Source organism: Cellulosimicrobium funkei, assembly GCF_900155925.1.
Classification (GTDB): Bacteria; Actinomycetota; Actinomycetes; order Actinomycetales; family Cellulomonadaceae; genus Cellulosimicrobium; species Cellulosimicrobium funkei.
The window spans coordinates 220,816-240,715 of sequence record NZ_FTMI01000007.1; the positions used below are offsets into that span (position 1 = coordinate 220,816).

The 19,900-nt window shown below is 74.8% G+C and carries 20 protein-coding genes, 1 tRNA gene and 1 riboswitch; of the genes, 14 read left to right on the plus strand and 7 right to left on the minus strand.

Translation table 11 applies throughout. The annotated features are described in order from the left end of the window. Entirely contained in the window at positions 1–705 is a 705-nt protein-coding gene (locus BXA05_RS17170) for an arsenate reductase/protein-tyrosine-phosphatase family protein (protein WP_076406312.1), read from the minus strand. A gap of 255 nt (positions 706–960) precedes the next feature. Here BXA05_RS17170 and BXA05_RS17175 point away from each other — a divergent pair, with 255 nt between their 5' ends. Continuing rightward, on the plus strand, positions 961–1,401 hold the full coding sequence (locus tag BXA05_RS17175; RefSeq protein ID WP_021483197.1) for an FAD synthase family protein: 441 nt from the start codon (positions 961–963) through the stop codon (positions 1,399–1,401). 12 nt (positions 1,402–1,413) lie between these two features. Here the strand turns inward: BXA05_RS17175 and BXA05_RS17180 are convergent, their stop codons facing one another. Beyond that, positions 1,414–1,632, minus strand: coding sequence for a PLD nuclease N-terminal domain-containing protein (locus BXA05_RS17180; protein WP_076406314.1), 219 nt, complete (start codon positions 1,630–1,632; stop codon positions 1,414–1,416). Between the two features lie 258 nt (positions 1,633–1,890). Between BXA05_RS17180 and BXA05_RS17185 the strand changes: the two genes are divergently transcribed. The 10 genes from BXA05_RS17185 to BXA05_RS17230 all read left to right on the plus strand — a co-directional run bounded on the left by BXA05_RS17185 (position 1,891) and on the right by BXA05_RS17230 (position 12,974). Further along, positions 1,891–4,077 (plus strand): carbohydrate-binding module family 20 domain-containing protein, encoded by a 2,187-nt coding sequence (locus tag BXA05_RS17185; protein ID WP_083711988.1) that lies wholly within the window; start codon positions 1,891–1,893, stop codon positions 4,075–4,077. A 124-nt stretch (positions 4,078–4,201) separates the two neighbouring features. After that, entirely contained in the window at positions 4,202–4,981 is a 780-nt protein-coding gene (locus BXA05_RS17190) for a nucleoside triphosphate pyrophosphohydrolase (protein ID WP_244550505.1), read from the plus strand. 207 nt (positions 4,982–5,188) lie between these two features. Then, a complete protein-coding gene (gene eno, locus BXA05_RS17195; RefSeq protein WP_061268679.1) occupies positions 5,189–6,475 on the plus strand; it encodes a phosphopyruvate hydratase in 1,287 nt (428 codons plus the stop codon). 192 nt (positions 6,476–6,667) lie between these two features. Then, positions 6,668–7,489, plus strand: a complete 822-nt coding sequence (locus BXA05_RS20595; protein WP_083712004.1) for an FtsB family cell division protein — start codon at positions 6,668–6,670, stop codon at positions 7,487–7,489. Between the two features lie 41 nt (positions 7,490–7,530). Then, entirely contained in the window at positions 7,531–8,058 is a 528-nt protein-coding gene (locus BXA05_RS17205) for a DUF501 domain-containing protein (protein ID WP_241769854.1), read from the plus strand. Positions 8,059–8,079: 21 nt separating this feature from the next. Further along, the gene (locus tag BXA05_RS17210; RefSeq protein ID WP_083711989.1) at positions 8,080–9,114 is read left to right on the plus strand and encodes a Ppx/GppA phosphatase family protein; all 1,035 of its coding nucleotides are present in this window, start codon (positions 8,080–8,082) and stop codon (positions 9,112–9,114) included. A 210-nt stretch (positions 9,115–9,324) separates the two neighbouring features. Then, a complete protein-coding gene (locus BXA05_RS17215; RefSeq protein ID WP_076406316.1) occupies positions 9,325–9,657 on the plus strand; it encodes a PadR family transcriptional regulator in 333 nt (110 codons plus the stop codon). Further along, the gene (locus BXA05_RS17220) at positions 9,657–11,063 is read left to right on the plus strand and encodes a hypothetical protein (RefSeq protein WP_076406318.1); all 1,407 of its coding nucleotides are present in this window, start codon (positions 9,657–9,659) and stop codon (positions 11,061–11,063) included. Before BXA05_RS17215 ends, BXA05_RS17220 begins: the two co-directional genes overlap by 1 nt. 191 nt (positions 11,064–11,254) lie before the next feature. Continuing rightward, positions 11,255–12,745 (plus strand): NAD(P)/FAD-dependent oxidoreductase, encoded by a 1,491-nt coding sequence (locus tag BXA05_RS17225; protein WP_076406320.1) that lies wholly within the window; start codon positions 11,255–11,257, stop codon positions 12,743–12,745. 152 nt (positions 12,746–12,897) lie between these two features. Further along, a tRNA-Leu gene (locus BXA05_RS17230) sits at positions 12,898–12,974 on the plus strand. A 42-nt stretch (positions 12,975–13,016) separates the two neighbouring features. On the opposite strand, the gene BXA05_RS17235 is transcribed toward BXA05_RS17230, so the two are convergent. Both BXA05_RS17235 and BXA05_RS17240 read right to left on the minus strand, forming a co-directional pair. After that, positions 13,017–13,412 (minus strand): VOC family protein, encoded by a 396-nt coding sequence (locus tag BXA05_RS17235; RefSeq protein WP_076406322.1) that lies wholly within the window; start codon positions 13,410–13,412, stop codon positions 13,017–13,019. A gap of 84 nt (positions 13,413–13,496) precedes the next feature. Further along, positions 13,497–14,423 carry a VOC family protein gene (locus BXA05_RS17240; RefSeq protein WP_061268676.1) on the minus strand — a complete coding sequence of 309 codons (927 nt, stop codon included), beginning with the start codon at positions 14,421–14,423 and terminating at the stop codon, positions 13,497–13,499. A gap of 86 nt (positions 14,424–14,509) precedes the next feature. Then, a riboswitch (TPP riboswitch) is annotated at positions 14,510–14,638 on the plus strand. On the opposite strand from BXA05_RS17240, the gene BXA05_RS17245 reads away from it, so the two are divergent. The 3 genes from BXA05_RS17245 to BXA05_RS17255 all read left to right on the plus strand — a co-directional run bounded on the left by BXA05_RS17245 (position 14,629) and on the right by BXA05_RS17255 (position 17,022). After that, the gene (locus tag BXA05_RS17245) at positions 14,629–15,381 is read left to right on the plus strand and encodes a TenA family protein (RefSeq protein ID WP_021483086.1); all 753 of its coding nucleotides are present in this window, start codon (positions 14,629–14,631) and stop codon (positions 15,379–15,381) included. Its footprint overlaps the riboswitch before it by 10 nt. A 112-nt stretch (positions 15,382–15,493) precedes the next feature. Continuing rightward, on the plus strand, positions 15,494–15,976 hold the full coding sequence (locus BXA05_RS20735; protein ID WP_076406324.1) for a helix-turn-helix domain-containing protein: 483 nt from the start codon (positions 15,494–15,496) through the stop codon (positions 15,974–15,976). Positions 15,977–16,044: 68 nt separating this feature from the next. After that, positions 16,045–17,022, plus strand: coding sequence for a DUF6882 domain-containing protein (locus BXA05_RS17255; protein WP_076406326.1), 978 nt, complete (start codon positions 16,045–16,047; stop codon positions 17,020–17,022). Positions 17,023–17,065: 43 nt separating this feature from the next. Here the strand turns inward: BXA05_RS17255 and BXA05_RS17260 are convergent, their stop codons facing one another. The 3 genes from BXA05_RS17260 to BXA05_RS17270 all read right to left on the minus strand — a co-directional run. Further along, the gene (locus BXA05_RS17260; protein WP_009866251.1) at positions 17,066–17,671 is read right to left on the minus strand and encodes a ClpP family protease; all 606 of its coding nucleotides are present in this window, start codon (positions 17,669–17,671) and stop codon (positions 17,066–17,068) included. Next, positions 17,671–18,336, minus strand: a complete 666-nt coding sequence (locus BXA05_RS17265; protein ID WP_076406328.1) for a ClpP family protease — start codon at positions 18,334–18,336, stop codon at positions 17,671–17,673. The genes BXA05_RS17260 and BXA05_RS17265 overlap by 1 nt, the downstream gene beginning before the upstream one ends. A 91-nt stretch (positions 18,337–18,427) precedes the next feature. Continuing rightward, a partial coding sequence (locus BXA05_RS17270) for a fibronectin type III domain-containing protein (protein ID WP_143311194.1) occupies positions 18,428–19,900 on the minus strand: 1,473 nt, incomplete at its 5' end.

Sequence of the window (19,900 nt, forward strand, 5' to 3'; positions counted from 1 at the left end):
TCAGCGCAGGCGCCAGCTCCGCCGGCCGCCGTGCCGGGGCGAGCTGCTGCCGCCGCGCCCGGTGGGGTCGGTGCCGTCCCGGCCGCCGGGGAACGGCGGCGTGCGCGCGCCGCGCTCGGTGAGGGTGGGGGACCACTCGAGGCGCCGGGCGGCGGGCGGGTGCACGACGCGGGCGACCGCCGCGACGGCGGTGTCGATCGTCGTGAACGCCTGCCGGTAGGCCCGCTCGGAGCGACCGTGCGGGTCCGGGATGTCGAGGGGCGTGCGCGGGGTGATCGTCCGGACGCGCTGCGCGCTCGCGATCTCCGGGAGGCGGGCGATCCGGTCGGCGTCGGTCTCGTCCGGGTCGACGGGCAGGTCGATCGCCGAGAGCAGCGCGGCGAGCTCCAGGAGCGTGTAGGTGCGTCGGACGGCCTGCGGGACGAGGGTGACGACGGCGGCCCGCTGGGCCCGGGACATCGTGAGGACGAGGTCCGCCTGCTCGATCATCGCCGCCGTGAGCTGCCGCCCGGTGTGCGTCGACGCCTCCAGGCCGCGTGCCGTGAGCAGCCGCGCCATCGGCTCGTCGAGCGGTGCTCCTTCGAGCGCGTGCGTCCCGGCGCTCGACACCGTGACGCTCGTGTCGCTGCGGATGCTCAGCAGCCTCTCGGCGGTGGGGGAGCGGCAGACGTTCCCGGTGCACACGGTGAGGACCTGGGACGGCATGACTGAGGTCGGCACTCCCTCCGGTGCGCGGGGACGTCGTCCGGAAAGGCGACCGACCGAAGGTAGCACGCAGCGATCGGGCCCCTGCCGGGCGGGCGGGCGGGTGCGCTCCCACGCGCTCGTGGGGCCCACAATTCACCCGGTGGGCCGCACTCTTCACCCTCGGAGGGCGTGGTTCCGGGTCTCCTCCCGGTCCTAGCCTGGACGCGGCCCCCTCGCCGTGCGGGGCGCGCGGCTGAGGACGGGAGGACGGGCATGAAGGTCGGGTACGCCCCCGGTGCGTGGGACCTGTTCCACGTCGGGCACCTCAACGTCCTCCGGCACGCCCGCAGCGAGTGCGACTACCTCGTCGCGGGTGTCGTGGACGACGACATGCTCGAGCTCGCCAAGGGCCGGCGCCCGGTCGTCCCCGTCACGGAGCGCGCGGAGATCGTCCGCCACGTCCGGTTCGTCGACGAGGTGTTCGTCGAGACCCAGCCCGACAAGCTCGAGACCTGGCGCCAGCGCCCGTTCGACGTGTTCTTCAAGGGCGACGACTGGCGCGGCACCCCGAAGGGCGCGGAGCTGGAGCGTCGCTTCGCCGAGGTGGGCGTCGAGGTCGTCTACTTCCCCTACACCGTGCACACGTCGAGCACGGCGCTGCGGCGCGCGCTGACGCTGCTCGAGCCGACGGCGGGGCTCACGGTCGAGGGCTGAGCCCTCCCGCGGTCAGCTCTTGCGGCCGTCGAGGAAGTAGGCGATGGGCCCGACCCAGTTGACGAGGAGCGCGAGGCCCCACGCGAGCTTGGTCCCGTTCACCTGGTCGGCCGGCCGACGCACGAGGTCCCGGTACGCCGCGGCGGTGAGCGTGACCTGTGCGGCTCCCACCGCCCCGACGGCGATCCGCTGACCCTTCGTCAGGTCCTTCCACCGGCGCTTGGTTCCCATGGCGTCTCCTCTCGGTGTGTCCTCCGACGCTATGCCGTCCGGGCCGCCGCCGCACCGGCACGACCCGTCCGCACGACCCGTGGACACAGGTCGTGACAGCCCGCGCCGGTCTCTGTAAGGTTGCAGCAACATCCGGAAACATCCTGCAACGCCGCAGGTGCCGGTCGCGCCCGCCACCCCGGGGCGCTCGTCATCACCGCGTGGCCCGCCCGTGCTCGACGCCGAGCGAGGGGCGGCCGCATCCTCGAAGGAGCTGCAATGACGCGCACCACCGACCTCGCCGGACCCCCGGCGCCCACCCCCGTCCCCGCAGGCCGCCCCGCCAGCCCGCACCGCGGGCGCCTGCGCCGCGTCCTCGCGGCCGGCGCCTCGGCGGCCCTCGCGCTGACCGCGGCGCTGGCCGCGGTCCCGGTCGCCGGACCCGCCGCGGCCGCGCCGCCCGTGCCGACGCCCGTCGTCGACTCCCCGAACGGCCGGGGCGACGTGATCCTCAACCTCTTCCAGTGGACGTGGGACTCCGTGGCCGCCGAGTGCACGAGCACCATCGGCCCGGCCGGGTTCGGCTACGTCCAGGTCTCGCCGCCGCAGGAGCACATCCAGGGCACGGCCTGGTGGACCTCCTACCAGCCCGTCAGCTACAAGCTCGAGTCCAAGCTCGGCACCCGCGCCGAGTTCCAGCGCATGGTGGGCGCCTGCAAGGCGGCAGGCGTGGGCGTGATCGTCGACGCGGTCGTCAACCACACGGCGGGCGCCGACACCGGGTCCGGCACCGGGACCGGCGGGACGAGCTACTCCGTGGACAGCTTCCCGGGCGTCCCGTACGGGCCGAACGACTTCAACGACTGCCGGTCGAACATCAGCAACTACGGCGACCGGTACAACGTCCAGAACTGCCGCCTCGTCTCGCTCCAGGACCTGCGGACGGGCTCCGACTACGTGCGCGGCAAGATCGCGGGCTACCTCAACGACCTCCTGTCGCTCGGCGTCTCGGGCTTCCGCATCGACGCCGCGAAGCACATCCCGGCCGCTGACCTCGCGGCGATCAAGGCGCGGCTCACGAACCCGAACGTCTTCTGGGTGCACGAGGTCATCGGCGCGAGCGGCGAGCCGATCCAGCCCTCGGAGTACCTCGGTTCCGGCGACTCGCACGAGTTCTTCTACGCGCGCGAGCTGAAGTCCCGGTTCGACGCCCAGATCAAGGACCTGCGCACCATCGGCGACAACAAGCTCCCCTCCGACCGCGCGGGCGTCTTCGTCGACAACCACGACACCGAGCGCAACGGCGAGACGATGAACTACAAGTGGGGCGCCAAGTACCGGCTCGCCAACGCGTTCATGCTCTCGTGGCCCTACGGCGCGCCGAGCGTCTACTCGGGCTACACGTGGAGCGACAAGGACGCGGGTGCGCCCGGCGCCTCGGCCACCTCCGTGCCGGACGCGAGCTGTGCCGACAGCGCGTGGGTCTGCACGCAGCGCTGGACCGAGATCGCGGGCATGGTCGGCTTCCACAACGCGGTCGCCGGGACCTCGGTGACGGGCTGGTGGGACGACGGGAACAACCACATCGCCTACGGGCGAGGCGCCAAGGGCTACGTGACGATCAACAACTCCGCGAACGCCGTGACGCGCACCTACCAGACCTCGCTCCCCGCCGGGACGTACTGCGACGTCGTGGCGTCGAAGGACTGCTCGAAGACCGTCTCCGTCTCCGGCTCGGGCACCTTCACGGCGACGGTGCCCGCGTACGGGGCGCTCGCGCTCCACGTCGGGGCGCGCGGCGACGGCGGCACCGGGGGCCCCGGGCCCGTCGACCCGGCCGGCACGACGACCGTCTACTACGCGACCGACAAGGGCTGGAACGCGTACAACGTCCACTACAAGGTCGGCACCGGCGCCTGGACCAGCGTCCCCGGGCTCCCGATGACGGCGGCCTGCACGGGCTGGGTCTCGCGGCAGATCAGCCTGCCCAGCGGGGCGACGGGCGCGGCCGCGACCGTCACCGCCGCCTTCACGAACGGCTCGGGCGCCTGGGACAGCAACGGCGGCAAGGACTACGCCCTGTCCGGCGCCGCGGTCGCCGTCTCCGGCGGGACGGTCACGGCGGGCGACCCGTGCGACGGCGGCGGGTCGCCGGGCGGGCCGGTCGAAGGGCAGGGCGACGCGTCGTTCTCCGTCACCGCGACCACCACGTGGGGCCAGACGGTCCACGTCGTCGGCAGCATCCCGGCGCTCGGCTCCTGGGCGCCCGCGAACGGCGTCCCGCTGTCGTCGTCGGCCTACCCGGTGTGGACCGCGCGCGTCGACCTCCCGGCCGGCACGACCTTCCAGTACAAGTACGTCAAGCGCGACGGCGGCGGGAACGTCGTCTGGGAGAGCGGCGGCAACCGCACGGCGACGGTCGGCGCCGACGGCTCCGTGACGCTGTCGGACACCTGGCGCTCGTAGCGCTTCCGCCATCCCCACCACGCGGTCGTGGCCCGGCCCGGGCCACGACCGCGTGCTGGGGGCAGGCAGCGACGGCACGCTCGACCGGCGGTGACCGCGCGCCCGGCGAACCTACGATGAGGCGGTGACCGCCCCCGAGCCCTCGGCCGCCCCGGACCCGCACGAGCCCGCGCACGACCGCGCGCCCGACGCCGCGACCGACCCGCTGCGCGACGTCGTCGCCGTCATGGACCGCCTCTACTCCCCGGGCGGGTGCCCGTGGGACCGCGAGCAGACGCACGTCTCGCTCGTGCGGTACCTCCTCGAGGAGGCGCACGAGCTCGCCGACGCCATCGAGACCGACGACCGCGCCGGGATGCGCGAGGAGCTCGGCGACCTGCTCCTGCAGGTGCTGTTCCACGCGCGCATCGCGAGCGAGGAGCCGGACCCGTTCACCGTCGACGACGTCGCCGCCGACCTCGCGGCGAAGCTCGTGCGGCGCCACCCGCACGTGTTCGCGGACGCCGACGCGACCGACCTGCACGGGCAGTGGGACGCGATCAAGAAGGCGGAGAAGCAGCGCTCGTCGGTGCTCGAGGGCATCTCGCACACGCAGGGGTCGCTCGCACGCGCGCAGAAGGTCCTGTCCCGGGCCGGGCGCGGCGGCCTCGGCGACGTCGTCGGCGCGGCGCTCGCGGCGCCGTCGGGCACCGGGGCGGGTGCGGTCGGCGAGGACGGCGCCGGCCCGACGCCGGACGAGCGGCTCGGGCGCGAGCTGCTCGCGCTCGTGGCCCGCGCGGAGGCCGACGGGCTCGACGCGGAGGCCGCGCTGCGGGGCGAGCTGCGGCGCGTCGAGGCGCGGATCGTCGCGGCCGAGACGTCGGTAGGGGCGCCCGCGGAGCCCGGCCCGGCGGCGCAGGGCTGAGGCGGGACGTTCGTCCCGATCGTCGACGCGCAGGTCCCCGACCCGGGGCCCACGGACCGGACGCAGCGGCGCAGGTCACAACCGGGCACTAGGCTGTGGTCGTAAACCCACCATCGTCGCGGGCGCGCACGCGGCGTCCCGGGTTTCCCTGCCCGGGTCCGCCACCACCGTTCGAAGCGCCCGCAGCCCTGCCCCGAAGGAGCACCTGTGGCCAGCATCGAAGCCGTTGGAGCGCGCGAGATCCTCGACTCCCGCGGAAACCCGACCGTCGAGGTCGAGGTCGTCCTGGACGACGGGACGTTCGCCCGCGCCGGAGTGCCCTCGGGCGCGTCGACCGGTGCGTTCGAGGCCGTCGAGCGTCGTGACGGCGACAAGTCCCGCTACCTGGGCAAGGGTGTCGAGGGCGCGGTGAACTCCGTGATCGACGACATCGCCCCGGAGCTCATCGGCTTCGAGGCCGAGGACCAGCGCCTCATCGACGCCGCCCTCATCGACCTCGACGGCACCCCGAACAAGGGCAAGCTCGGCGCGAACGCCATCCTCGGCGTCTCGCTCGCCGTCGCGAAGGCCGCCGCGAAGAGCGCGGGCCTCGACCTGTACCGCTACGTCGGCGGCCCGAACGCGCACGTCCTGCCCGTGCCGATGATGAACATCCTCAACGGCGGGTCGCACGCGGACTCGAACGTGGACATCCAGGAGTTCATGGTCGCCCCGATCGGCGCCTCCTCGTTCCGCGAGGCGCTGCGCACCGGCGCCGAGGTCTACCACGCGCTGAAGTCCGTGCTCAAGGAGAAGGGCCTGGCCACCGGCCTCGGCGACGAGGGCGGCTTCGCGCCGAACCTCGCGAGCAACCGCGAGGCGCTCGACCTCATCCTCGTCGCGATCGAGAAGGCCGGCTTCGCGCCGGGCACCGACGTGACGCTCGCGCTCGACGTCGCGTCCACCGAGTTCTTCAAGGACGGCGCGTACCAGTTCGAGGGCGGCGCGAAGACGCCGGCCGAGATGATCGCCTACTACGAGCAGCTCGTGCGCGACTACCCGCTGGTCTCCATCGAGGACCCGCTGTCCGAGGACGAGTGGGACAGCTGGTCGCAGCTCGTCGCCGAGGTCGGCGACAAGGTGCAGATCGTCGGCGACGACCTGTTCGTCACCAACCCGGAGCGTCTCGCGAAGGGCATCGAGCTCAAGGCGGCGAACTCGCTCCTCGTGAAGCTCAACCAGATCGGCACGCTCACCGAGACGCTCGACGCCGTCGAGCTCGCGCAGCGCAACGGCTTCACCGCGATGGTGTCGCACCGCTCGGGCGAGACCGAGGACACGACGATCGCGGACCTGTCCGTCGCGACGAACGCCGGCCAGATCAAGACGGGCGCCCCCGCCCGCGGGGAGCGCATCAACAAGTACAACCAGCTCCTGCGCATCGAGGAGGCGCTGGACGACGCCGCCCGCTACGCCGGCCGTGGCGCGTTCCCGCGCTGGACGGTGCAGGGCTGACCTGCGGCTGACCGTCGGTCGCGCACGACCCCGCCGGGACGACCCGGCACCCGGAGCCCGGAGGGCCGCTCGTCGGCCCGCCGGGCTCCGGCGCGTCCGGACGGGTGAAGAAGTCGTGTCGATCGCCTCACGTTCGCGGGCGCACCGCGCGTGCTCCCGGCGCGCCGCGTCTCGCGGCAGCACAATCGGGGCATGCCGTCCTCGCGTCGTCCCCCGCGCCCCGGTGCCCCCGCGCGGCCGGGCTCCGGGCCCGCGCGCGGCACGTCCGGGACGAAGCCCACGAAGCGCTCCGCGTCCTCGGGGGCCGCGAGCCCGCGCCCGGCGTCCACGGGCGCCCCGCGGACGGCGTCGGGCTCCTCGGCGAAGTCCCCGGGCGGCGGCTCGACCGCCCGGACCCCGTCGTCGTCCGGAGCGCGCCGCCCCGCCGCCCGACCGAGCAGCGCGACGTCGACGCGACGTGCGGCCGGCCCGGCGCCCGAGGACCGGCGCCGGAGCCGCTACGGCTTCCTCCTGCCCGAGGTGGTGACCGTCCGGACCCTGGTCCTGTCCGTCGTCGTGCTGCTCGCCGCGGTGCTCCTGCTGCCGACGCTGCGCGCGTACGTCAACCAGACGGGGGAGCTGCGCGAGCTGCGCGCCGGCCTCGAGCAGGCGCAGGCCGAGCACACCGAGCTCGAGGCCGAGCTCGCCCGCTGGGACGACCAGGCGTACGTCGAGCGCGAGGCGCGGGACCGGCTGAACTTCGTCATGCCGGGGGAGCGGCCGTGGCGCGTGCTCGACCCGGAGACGGTCGTCGACGACACCGACCCGCAGACCGGGCGGACGATCACGGACGGGCCCGTCCGGGGGTACGAGGAGGGCACGCCCTGGTACGAGGCCATCTGGGAGTCGGTGCAGGTCGCGGGCGGTCCGCGCACGTCCGGCGGCGACGACGCGGGGACGTCCGACGGGACCGCGCCCGCGGGCGAGGAACCGGCCGGCGACGAGGGCGCTCCGCAGAGCGGGGAGAATGGGTGAGGCGTCGTCCCGACGCCGCCGACCGACCCGAAGGAAGTCCCGTGCCCGACGCCCGCCTGGCCATCCCCGCCGACGACCCGGACGCCGTCGTCACCGAGCGCGACCTCGAGACGCTCGCGGAGCAGCTCGGGCGCACCCCGCGCGGCGTCGTCGGCATCGCCGCGCGGTGCGCGTGCGGGCGCCCGCTCGTCGTCCGCACGGCGCCGCGGCTCGAGAACGGCACGCCGTTCCCCACGACCTTCTACCTCACGAGCCCGGGCGCGGTCGCGGCCGCGTCGACGCTCGAGGCGAACGGCGTCATGAAGGAGATGTCGGAGCGGCTCACCGAGGACGAGGAGCTCGCCGCCGCCTACCGGCGCGCGCACGAGCACTACCTCGCGCAGCGTGAGGCGCTCGGCCACGTCGAGGAGATCGACGGCATCTCGGCGGGCGGGATGCCCACGCGCGTGAAGTGCCTGCACGTCCTCGTGGGCCACGCGCTCGCGGCCGGGCCGGGCGTCAACCCGCTGGGCGACGAGGCGCTCGAGCGCGTGCGCGACGTGTGGCGCCCCGACCGCTGCACCTGCTGACCGCGTGGCACGCTTGGACGCATGACCTCTGGCTCCACCTCTCCGCTCACCCGGGACCCGGGCGCGACCGCCGCGCCGGCCGCCTCGCCCGCCCCCGTCCCGCCCGGCGCCTCGCGCGTGGCGGCGATCGACTGCGGCACCAACTCGATCCGCCTCCTCGTCGCCGACGTCGACCCGCAGGCCGGGACGCTCGTCGACCTCGACCGCCGCATGGAGGTCGTCCGGCTCGGCCAGGGCGTCGACCGCACGGGTCGGCTCGCCCCCGAGGCGCTCGCGCGCACGCTCGACGCCGCGCGCCGCTACGCGCAGGTGATCGACGACCTGGGCGCGACGCGGACGCGCTTCGTCGCGACGTCGGCCACGCGGGACGCCGAGAACCGCGACGAGTTCGTCGCGGGCGTCCTCGACGCGCTCGGCGTCGAGCCCGAGGTCGTCTCGGGCGAGGAGGAGGCGGCGCTGTCGTTCCGCGGGGCGACGTCGACCGTCGCGGCCGTGCGCCCCGGCCCCTACGTCGTGGTGGACCTCGGCGGCGGCTCGACGGAGCTCGTGCTCGGCACGACGACGCCCGACGCCGCGTACTCGATGGACGTGGGGTGCGTGCGCATGACGGAGCGGCACCTGCGCTCCGACCCGCCGACCCCCGAGGAGGAGGCGGCGGCCCGCGCCGACGTGCGGGCCGCGCTCGACGACGCGGCCCGCGTGGTGCCGCTCGGGAGGGCCGCGACGCTCGTCGGCCTCGCCGGGTCCGTCACGACGGTCACGGCCCACGCGCTCGGCCTCGCCCGGTACGACCGCGACCGGATCAACGGGTCCGTGCTGCCGGTCGACACCGTGCTCGCCGCCTGCGACGACCTGCTGCACCGCACGCGCGCCGAGCGCACCGCCCTGGGGCTCATGCACCCCGGGCGTGTCGACGTCATCGGCGCGGGCGCGCTCGTGTGGTCGGAGGTCGTGCGCCGCGTACGCGACGACGTCGCCGCCGCGGGCGGGTCGCTCACCGAGGTCGTGACGAGCGAGCACGACATCCTCGACGGGATCGCCTGGTCGCTCGCCTGACCCGCGGCCGCCTCGGCGGCCCTTCCTGCCCGACCGCCGAGCCCGGCGTCGCGCGGCACCGGACCCCGGTGCCCGCGGCCCGGGCTCCGGCGTCTCCGGGCGAGGGGCGTGTCGTGTGCACGGTACTGCGCATCGCGCGGTAGTGTGCATCCCGTGATCCCGGTGGCCGAGCACCGGGACGGACCGGGGCCACGCCCGACGGAGGGACGGATGGACACCACGCAGCTGCTCAAGGGGGTGCTCGACGCGGCGGTGCTCGCCGCGGTCGAGGCCGAGGACGGGTACGGGTACGACGTCGTGCGGCGCCTGCGCGCGGCGGGGCTCGAGGACGTGGGGGACGCGTCCGTGTACGGGACGCTGCGGCGCCTGTACGCCGGCGGGGCGCTGTCCACCTACGTCGTGCCGTCCGACGCCGGGCCGCACCGCAAGTACTACGGGATCAACCCGCAGGGCCGGGCCATGCTCGACCTGCACCGCAAGGAGTGGCAGACGTTCGCGGGCACCGTGTCCGCGCTGCTGCGGACCGGAGAGGTGGCCGCCTGATGAGCACGACGACCCCCGCGCAGCCGCCCGCCGGCGCGCCCGTCGGACGGGCCTTCTACGGGCACGTCCACGCCTACGCCCAGGAGGTGCGCGCGCACCTCGCCGACCTGCGCCCCGACCAGGTCGAGGAGCTCGCCGACGGGCTGGAGGCCGACCTCGCCGAGGCGGTCGTCGACGCGCCCGGCGCGCTCCCGCGTCGCGCCCCCGCTCCGGCGTCGTCCGACGGCGCTCCGGCCGGCACAGACGGCACAGACGGCACGGACGGCGCGGAGGCGCTCGACGACACGGGCCTCGACCTCGTCGCGTTCTTCGGTCCGCCCGCCGAGTACGCCGCCGAGCTGCGCACCGCGGCCGGCCTGCCTCCCGTCGCCCCGGGCGCCGCGCGCGGCCCACGCCCCGGGCTGCGCCGTCGGCTGGCCGGGCTCGGCGCGATGCTCGCGGCGGACTGGCGCGCGGGGTGGCAGCCCGTCACCTCGTCGCCGCAGTGGGCCTCGACGGCCGAGTTCCTGCGCGCCCTCACGCCCGCGTGGTGGATCCTGCGCGGCTGGGTCGTGGCGACGCTCCCGCTCGCCCTGGTCGCGGGGTACCAGGTGGCCGTGCTCCCGCCGGACCTGTCCGCGCGCGTCGTCGTGCTGATCGCGGTCGTCGTGAGCGTGCAGTGGGGCCGGGGCCGGTGGCTGCCCACCCGCGGGCTGCGGAAGGTCGGCCGTCCGCTGTCGGTCGCCGCGGCCGTCGCGGCCGTGCCCGCCGTCCTCGTCGCCGCCTCGGCGAGCGCGTCGAGCCCGTACGCGTGGGACCGCGGCTACGAGCAGGGCCGCAGCGACGCGAGCAGCGGCCTCGTGAGCAGCGTGTCGTTCGGGAGCGGGGACTCCCCGGGCACGGCGGGCGTGTGGGTCGACGGCGCGCAGGTGTCCAACCTCTTCGTGTACGACGCGGCGGGCGAGCCGCTCCGCGACGTCCAGGTCTTCGACGACCGCGGCCGCCAGGTCCGCACGGTCACCGAGGAGGGTGCCTCCGGGGCGTGGGCGGTGCCCGACGTCGAGGGCGCGTGGTACTTCCAGCCCGCCGTCTCGACGGACGGGCGCGAGCGGTGGAACGTCTACCCGCTGCGCGCGGTCGCCGAGGAGGACGTCGAGTACCCCGAGGGCGACGGCCGCCCCGTCCCGGCGACGGGGACGCGCACGCGCGACATGCCGTGGCCGTTCCTCCAGGCACCGACCGCGGTGCCGTCGAGCGTGGGGACGGGGGAGACGTCGTCGGGCACGGGCGGGACCAGCGGCGCGCCGGCCGACGAGCCGGCCGAGGGCGACCCGGCGCCGTCGCAGGAGGCCCCCGCGACGCCGCCGACGGGCGGGGTGCCGCCCGCACCGACCGGCCCGACGCCCGTCGTCGGCGCGATCGGCTGACCGGCAGGCCCGGGGTGGTGCGCCGACCGCGGACGGCGGCGCACCACCCCGGCCCCGGGCCCTGCGGAATGTCGCCTGTGCCCGCGTGTGCCCGCCTCTGTGCCCGTCCGTCCGCGGGGCGTGGGGCGCGTCACGCCCGTCAGGCGGACGCTCCGGCTCGCCTGTGCCGCAACCGGTAATACTCTGGAACCATGCCTCAGAATGACCTGACCTCGGTCAGCCGTGCCCAGACCGCTTCGCCGCGGCCCCGCAAGGTGCCCCGCGTCGTCGTCCTCGGCGGCGGCTCCGTGGGTCTGTACGCCGCCCGCCGGCTGCGCAAGAAGCTCGGTCGCCGCGAGGCGGCGATCGTCGTCGTCGACCCGCGCCCGTACATGACGTACGCGCCGTTCCTCCCCGAGGCGGCCGCGGGCTCGATCGACGGCCGCGACGTCGTCGCGCCGCACCGCCGTGCGCTCAAGGGCGTCGACGTGCTCCAGGGCAAGGTCGTCTCGATCGACCACACGGACCGCCGCGTGACGATCCACCCGGAGGAGGGCGACGACTACTCGGTCACGTACGACCACCTGATCGTCGGCCTCGGCTCGGTGTCGCGCACGCTGCCCATCCCGGGCCTGGCGGAGAACGCGATCGGCTTCAAGAACGTGGAGGAGGCCATCGCGGTCCGCAACCACGTGCTCAACCGGATGGACGTCGCGTCGTCCACGTGGGACGAGAAGCTGCGTCGCCGCATGCTCACGTTCACGTTCGTCGGCGGCGGGTTCGCGGGCATCGAGGCGCTGGCCGAGATCGAGGACATGGCCCGCTACGCGACGCGCAACTACGCGACGATCGAGGAGAAGGACCTCCGCTTCGTCATGATCGAGGGCGCGGGCCGCATCCTGCCCGAGCTCAGCGAGCCCATGGCGCAGTACGCGCTCGACGAGCTGAAGAAGCGCGGCATCGAGTTCCACCTCAGCACGTTCCTGTCGTCGTGCGTGGACGGCCACGTCGTCACCTCGACCGGGGTCGAGTTCGACTCCGACACGATCGTGTGGACCGCGGGCGTCAAGGCGAACCCGGTCCTCAAGGAGTCGTCCGACCTCCCGGTCGACAAGCTGGGCCGCATCACCGTGCTGCCGACGCTCCAGGTCGCGGACGCCGACGGCAACGTCGTGCCGAACGCGTGGGCCGCGGGCGACTGCGCCGCCGTCCCGGACGTGCTGAACCCGGGCAAGTTCTGCCCGCCGAACGCGCAGCACGCCATCCGTGAGGCCACGCGCCTCGCCGACAACCTCGCGCTCGAGCTGCACAGCGAGCCGCCGGTCGAGTACCGCCACAAGAGCGTCGGTACGGTCGCGTCGCTCGGCCTGTACAAGGGCGTCGCGGAGCTGTTCGGCGTGTTCAAGCTCCGCGGGACGCTCGCGTGGCTCATGCACCGCAGCTACCACGTCATGGCGATGCCGACGGGGAACCGCAAGATCCGCATCTTCATCGGCTGGATCGGCCAGTTCCTCATGGGCCGCGAGCTCGTGTCGCTCGGCTCGCTGCACGACCCGCGCGCGGAGTTCCGCGCCGCGTCCGTCCCGCCCAAGAAGGACGGCGACCCGATCAAGCAGACCGCGCAGGGCTCGGCGGCCGCGGCGGAGTCCGGTGCGGGCACCGTCGACGCCGACGACCGGACGCCGGCGGCGAAGGCCTCCTGAGGCCGCGGCCGGGCCCCCGGCCCGGCCGTCGTGCCCGACGACGAGGGGCGAGCCGCGCGTGCGGCTCGCCCCTCGTCGCGTCCGGGTCCGAGCGGGCGGCCGTCGTGGCGACGGGCCCGGGGAGCCCCGCGCGCGCGGTAGATTCGGCCCGCGCCCCCATGGCCCAACTGGCAGAGGCGGCCGGCTTAAACCCGGCGTGTTCCGGGTTCGAGTCCCGGTGGGGGCACCATGCCGACGGGCGGTCGGCTCCGAGGCGCCAGGGCTCCCCGGGCTAGGACAGCCCCGTCGGCCCCTCCGGCTCGGCCGGGGGAGCGGCCTCCTGGCCGAGGATCACGACGGTGCCGTCCGGGTCCTGCACGCGCGCGACGCGCTCGCCCCACGGCTGGTCCGCGGGCGGCTCCAGGACGGGCACGCCCGCGGCCGCGAGGTGCTCGACGGCGCGGTCGCAGTCGTCGACGTACACCCACAGCACGACGCGGGTGTCCGCCGGAGGCGGGTCGCCCTGCCCGAGCCCGAGCGGCGACCCGCCCACGCGCACGCTCACGTAGACGGGTGGGCCGTCGTCGGGGAACGCGTACTCGACCGTCCCGCGCAGCAGGTCGCGGTAGAAGCCGAGGGACCGGTCGAGGTCGGCCACGGTGAGGACGGGGAAGAGGCTGCGGAACACGGTCGCTCCTCGGTGCGCTCGGCGGGTCCTCCCATCGTGCGCCTCGTGCCCCGGGCGCGCGCCCCGTGCCCGGGGCGCCGCGCCTCAGCGCGCGAGCAGCTCCTCGGTCGTGGTGCCGGGGACGGACAGCGTCACGCGCGTGCCCCACGGGTCGTGCACGACGACGGAGCGGCCGTCGTCCGCGTGCTCCAGCCCGCGGGCACGGAGGCGGGCGACGAGCGCGTCGAGGTCCTCGCGGCCCGGCACCGTGACGGCGACGTCGCCGAGCCCGAGGCTCGCAGCGCGGGGCCCGGCGCCCGCGCTGTTCCACACGTTCATCGCGACGTGGTGGTGGTAACCGCCCGCGGACGCGAAGAGCGCCCCGCTGTACCCGGTGAGCGTCGCCTCGAAGCCGACGGCGTCGACGTAGAAGGCGTGGGCGGTCGCGACGTCGCCCACCTGGAGGTGCACGTGGCCGACGCGGCCCGCGAGCGAGGGGCCGGCGTCGAACGTCTCCTGGTCGAGGTGCGTGCGCAGGTAGGCGTTCGGGTCGAGGAACGTCGTCGTCATGAGGATCTGGCCGTGCTCGCGCACCCAGGTCTCGCGGGGGCGGTCGGTGTAGAGCTCGACGCCGTTGCCCTCGGGGTCGGTGAAGTAGAACGCCTCGCTGACGAGGTGGTCGCTCGACCCGACGAACGTGCCGCGGCGGTCCTGCGCGGCGCGGTAGACGGTCGCGGCGAGGCTCGGGCCGTCGTCGAACAGGAAGGCCGTGTGGAACAGGCCGGCCTGGCGCGGGTCGACGGGCGGGAGCCCGGGCGTGTGCACGAGGCGCAGCATGGGTGTGCGGCCGCGGCCCAGCACACGGTGCACCTCCGCGCCGCGCGACCGCTCCTCGAGCGGGGCGAGGGCGAACGCGCCTGTGTAGTACGAGGTCATGAGCTCGAGGTCGCCCACGCGCAGCGTGACGGCGTCCATGCTCGTGGACGGGGACAGGAGGCGGTCGGTCGGCGCGCCCGGCGTGCTCGTGGTCATGTCTGCTCCAACTTGTTGTCGCTACAACTATATTCCCACACCGTGGCGAGGGCTCCCGCACCGGCGCCGTCCTTGCTAGGGTCGGCGCGAACCACGCGGGGCGTCCCGCCCGGGCCACGGCCCGGGCCGAGGGACTGAGACGAGCGGTACGGCCGCCCGGACCCGTCGAACCTGATCTCGCTAGCACGAGCGGAGGAACGTGGGCATGACGACGCCTGCTGCCATCACCCTGAACCCTGTCCTCGCGGACGACCCGACCGCGCTCGTCCGGCAGGAGGAGACCGGCTTCACCGCCGACCTCGCCCGCCGGTACGCGGACCTCTTCGAGACGTTCTACGACCACCCCTTCCTGGCCGGGCTGCGCGACGGCTCCGTCGAGCCCGCCGCGGTCCGCCACTACGTGGGCCAGGACCACCAGTACCTCACGGCCTACCTGCGCTGCTACGGCCTCGGCATGGCCCTCGCGCCCGACCGGTCGTGGGCGGCCTACTTCCACGACAAGGCCGGCTTCCTCCTCGACGACGAGTCGCACGCGCACCACGCGATGTGCGACTTCCTCGGCGTGACGTACGAGGAGGCGCAGACGCACCGCCTCGCGCCGAGCGCGCAGGCCTACGTGGACCACATGACGGCGGCCGGCCGCGACTCGCTCGGCGTGCTGCTCGCCGCGCTGCTCCCGTGCCCGTGGACCTACATCTGGTCCGCGCGGCGCTTCTGGCTCGGCGAGCGCGAGACGACGCCCGGCGCCCTCGGCGACGACCACCCGCTCGCGGGCTGGTGGCAGTTCTACGCGGCCGAGCGCACCGAGGACGTCCTCACGGACCTGCGCGCACGCCTCGACGCGCTCGCCGCGGACGCGGGCGAGGCGGAGCGCGCGCGCATGGAGCGCGCGTTCGAGCTGAGCTGCCGCCACGAGATCCGCTTCTGGCAGATGGCCTGGTCGCTCGAGCGCTGGTGACCCGTCCGGCCGGGCGCGCGGCCGGCTCGCGTCGTGCGCCCGGCCTTACGCCAGCAGCAGATACCCACCCGGGTGCCTCGGCACCCGGGTGGGCCGCGGGTAGCGTGAACGCATGGACGCGACGAGCGCGGTGCCGGGCACGCTGCCGGACGTGGTGCCGGACGGGGCGACGCCGAGCCCCCGCTCCCGGGCGGGCGGACGGGCGGAGCCCCTCCTGCGCCACGTCATCGGGGGGATCCTGCGGCGGGCGCGGCTCGCGCAGGGGCGCACGCTCGTCGACGTCGCGGCCGCCGCGCGCGTCTTCACCGCCTACCTGTCCGAGGTGGAGCGCGGGCGCAAGGAGGCGTCGTCCGAGGTCCTCGCCGCCGTGTGCGGCGCCCTCGGCCTGCGCCTCGTCGATCTCGTCGCCCGCACGGGCGAGGAGCTGCGGCCGCTCGCGCCCGTCCGCGTGCTGTCCTCCGCGCGAGAGCGCGGTGCCCTCTCCGCGCCACGGCACGTCGCCCCGGCGGGCGAGCCCGTGCGGGACCTCCCCGTCGCCGAGACGCTCCGACGTCCGACCGCGCGCGCCGGCGACGTCCTGCTCCTCGCGGCCTGAGCGACGGTCCCCGTCGCACCGCGTGTCGTGCGGGGGCCGGGCGCGGTGCGCGCCGCTACCGTCGGTCCATGACGGAGCCGCAGACCGCGCACGGCACGGCAGCCCAGGACGTCCCGGCCCTCCAGGACCTCGTCGACGACGCCGCGTTCCTCTCCCACGAGCACCAGCTCCACCTGACGGACCTCCACGGCGACGACGCCTGGGCCGCCGACCTGACCACCGGGGTCTTCACCTTCACCGCGCCCGACGGCGGGACCGCGACGTGCCGCCTTCAGTTCCTCGGCACGGCCGCGCCCGGGCCGGGCACGTGGATGTGGGCGTGGCAGAACGTCAACGGCTTCCCCGACGCCGTGCTCGCCGCCGCCGAGAGCACGCGCCGGACCGGGCTGCGCGAGGCCGCCGAGCCGGAGCTCCCGCTGGCCGACGACCTCGCTCACCGGCTCGCGCTCGCGGCCAAGGCCGTGACCGGCTCGTCCGCCCACTACAGCGCCCCCGTCGGCGGCGGCACGCGGGCATGGTTCCTTCTGGACGACGCCGACCTCGCCCTGCCCGCCCCGAGCGTGCCGCGCGTCGTGCGGACGCTGAGCGAGGGGCTGCTGTCCGTCACGGTCGTCGACCACCGGCGCGCCGTCGCGTCCTACGCGAGCGCGCGCGGCCTGCCGGCCGTCGCGGACGGGACCGGCGCCGTCGTGCTGGACGTGCCCGACGGCACCGTGACCGTGCGGTTCGACGAGCGCGGGCGGATCGCCGGCATCTCCGCGTCGTCCCGACGGACCGCCGCGCCCGAGGCCGCCGCGCCCCCGGCCGCAGAGCCCGAGGCCGCAGCGGCGGAGCCCGAGGCCGCGGCATCGGAGCCCACGGCGTCGGAGCCGCCCACGGCAGACCCTGCCGCCTCGGAGCCGACGGCGCCCGCGCTCACCGTCTCGGAGCCACCGGCGGACGAGCCGGCCGCGCCCGCGGCGCCGGAATCGGCCGTGCCCGAGCCGTCGCCCGCGGAGACGACCCCCGAGCCGCGCCGCCGGTCGTGGTTCCGACGACGCGGCTGACGACGCGGCTGACGTGGCACGGGGTCGCCCCCGCGGTCGGGCGTCACGCCGCCGCGGCGAGCTTGCGCGACGTGACGACGGCGTCCGCGACGCCGTACTCCACGGCCTGGCGCGCGGTGAGCACGAGGTCGCGGTCGGTGTCGGCGCGCAGGCGCTCGACGGTCTGGCCCGTGTGCCGCGCCAGCACCTCCTCCGTCTCGGACCGGATCCGGAGGATCTCCTCCGCCTGGATCGACAGGTCCGAGATCGTGCCCTCCCCGCCGCCCGACGGCTGGTGCAGCAGGACGCGCGAGTGCTCCAGCACGAACCGCTTGCCCGGCGTCCCCGCCGCGAGCAGGACGGCCGCAGCCGAGGCCGCCTGGCCCATGCAGATGGTCGAGACGTCGCAGCGGACGAACTGCATCGTGTCGTAGATCGCCATGAGCGCGGTCGCGGAGCCGCCCGGGGAGTTGATGTACAGCCCGATCTCCTGGTCCGGGGCGTCCGACTCCAGGTGCAGGAGCTGCGCCATGACGACGTTCGCGACGCCGTCGTCGATCTCCGTGCCGAGGAACACGATGCGCTCCGACAGCAGGCGGGAGAAGACGTCGAACGCGCGCTCGCCCAGCGGCGTGCGCTCGACCACGGTCGGGATCGTGTAGCTCGCCATCACAGACCCACCTTCCGGGCCGCGCGGGCGGGGCGGACGTCGTCGACGCTCTCGACGATCCGGTCGACCATCCCGTACTCGAGCGCCTGCTGCGCGGTGAACCAGCGGTCGCGGTCGGAGTCGTCGGCGATGGTCTCGACGGACTGCCCGGTGCTCTCCGCGAGGAGCCGGTGCATGAGCCCCTTGGTGTAGACGAGGTTCTCCGCCTGGATCGCGATGTCGACGGCGGTGCCCCCGATCCCGGCCGACGGCTGGTGCATCATGATCCGCGCGTGCGGCAGCGCGAACCGCTTGCCCGGCGTCCCCGCGCACAGGAGGAACTGGCCCATGCTCGCGGCGAAGCCCATCGCGACCGTCGACACGTCGTTGGGGATGAGCCGCATCGTGTCGTAGATCGCGAGGCCGGCGCTCACCGAGCCGCCGGGGGAGTTGACGTAGAGCGCGACGTCCGCGCGCGGGTCCTCCGCCGAGAGCAGGAGGAGCTGGGCGCACAGGCGGTTCGCGACGGCGTCGTCCACGGCCGTGCCGAGGACGACGATGCGCTGGTGGAGCAGGCGCGTCGTGAGCTGGTCGTCGAACGAGGAGGCCGCCGAGGCGGCGGCCTCTGCGCGCGGGGTCCGGTGGTGGTCGCCGACGGCGTGTCGGCCGGTCAGGTGCGTGGTCATGCGACCACCCTGCGCCCGCAGTGGCCCCGTGAGGAGGCCGATCTGCCGTCGGCTCATTCGCCGACGGCAGATCGGCCTCCTCACGACCGGGTCAGAGGTTCGGCCAGGACCGGCGCTCGACCACGATGCCGCCCGGGGCCGGGTCGATGCTGACCCACACCGTCGCGGGCGTGCCGCCGCTGTTGCCGAGGATGCAACCGAGGTCGACGTAGCTCCCCGCGTTGAGGCGTCGAGGCCACGCGTAGCTCCCGACCTGGCGGCCGTCGGCGTAGCACCGGAAGGTGTAGTCCCCCGACGGGAAGGTCGCGTTGGCGTTGACGCGGAAGACCGTGCACATGTGGCCGATGCAGTTGCCGAAGCCGGGCTGCGTGTTCTGCTGCGGACCGCGTGTCACCCAGATGGTCGGCGGGACCGGCCGCGGGTCGGTGCGGATCGTCTGGCCCGAACTCCATGGGCCGCACCCGGCGGCGTTGCACGCCTGGGCGATGAGCGTGTAGGTCTGGTCGTAGTCGCCACCGACGTCCACGCTCTGGCCGGAGCCCGACCTGTTCTGGCTGCCGGAGAGCTGCCAGTTGTACCGGGTGACCCCGCTCCCGCCGTTGGACGACGGTGCCGTCACCGTGAACGTGCCGCTCGTGGCGCCGGTCTTGTTGGGGCTGACGCCCGGCGCGCTGGGCTTGCCGTACGCGCTGATCTGCCCAGACGCCGGGCTCGACGTGGACGTGCCGCCCTTGTTCGTCGCGGTGACGGTGAACGTGTAGTTCCCGGCGGGGAGGCCCGTGAAGTCGACGGACGTGCCGGCGACGTCCCTCTTCGCGCCCCCGGGCGACGCGGTGACGGTGTACCCCGTGATCGGGCTGCCGTTCGCGTCGGCGGCGCCCCAGGACACGCGGGGGATGCCGCTGTCCTGCCCGCCGCCGCCCACGTTCTGCACGCTCGGCCGGGGCGGAGCCTCGGGGCGCCCGTAGGGGACCACGGCCGCGGACGCCGCGCTCTCCGCCGTCCGGCCCGCCTTGTTCTCGGCCGTCACCGTGAACGTGTACGACGACTCGTTGTCGAGGCCCGTCGCCTTGTGGCTCGTCGCCGTGAGGGAGAGCGCGGCGCCGTCGCGGGCGCCGTTCTTGTACCGCTGCAGGGAGTAGCCCTTGATCGCGTCGCCGTTCTCGAACGGCGGCTTCCACGACACGTCGATCGAGCCGCCGTTGAGCGGCGAGTCCGCGGCGCGGACCGCGCTCGGCGTCTCCGGGACGTCCGGCAGGCCCGCCGGGACCATCTCGCCCGAGTACTCGCCCCAGTCCGAGGGGTCGGGGGCGAGGTTGTTCGCCCGGACCCGGACGCTGTACGCGGTGCCGTTCTCGAGCCCGTTCCACACGTACTGGGTGCCCGAGAGCGCCGTGACCTGGACGGCGCCGCCCTTCGGCGCCGGGGAGATCTCGAGGTCGACCGTCTCGATCGGCGAGCGGTCGGTATAGGTCTTGTTGGTCCAGGTGACGGTGAGGGACTTGTCGCCGAACTCGAGGCGGGGTGCGGCGGGCGGGTCGGGCTTCTCGTCGGGTCGGGCGAC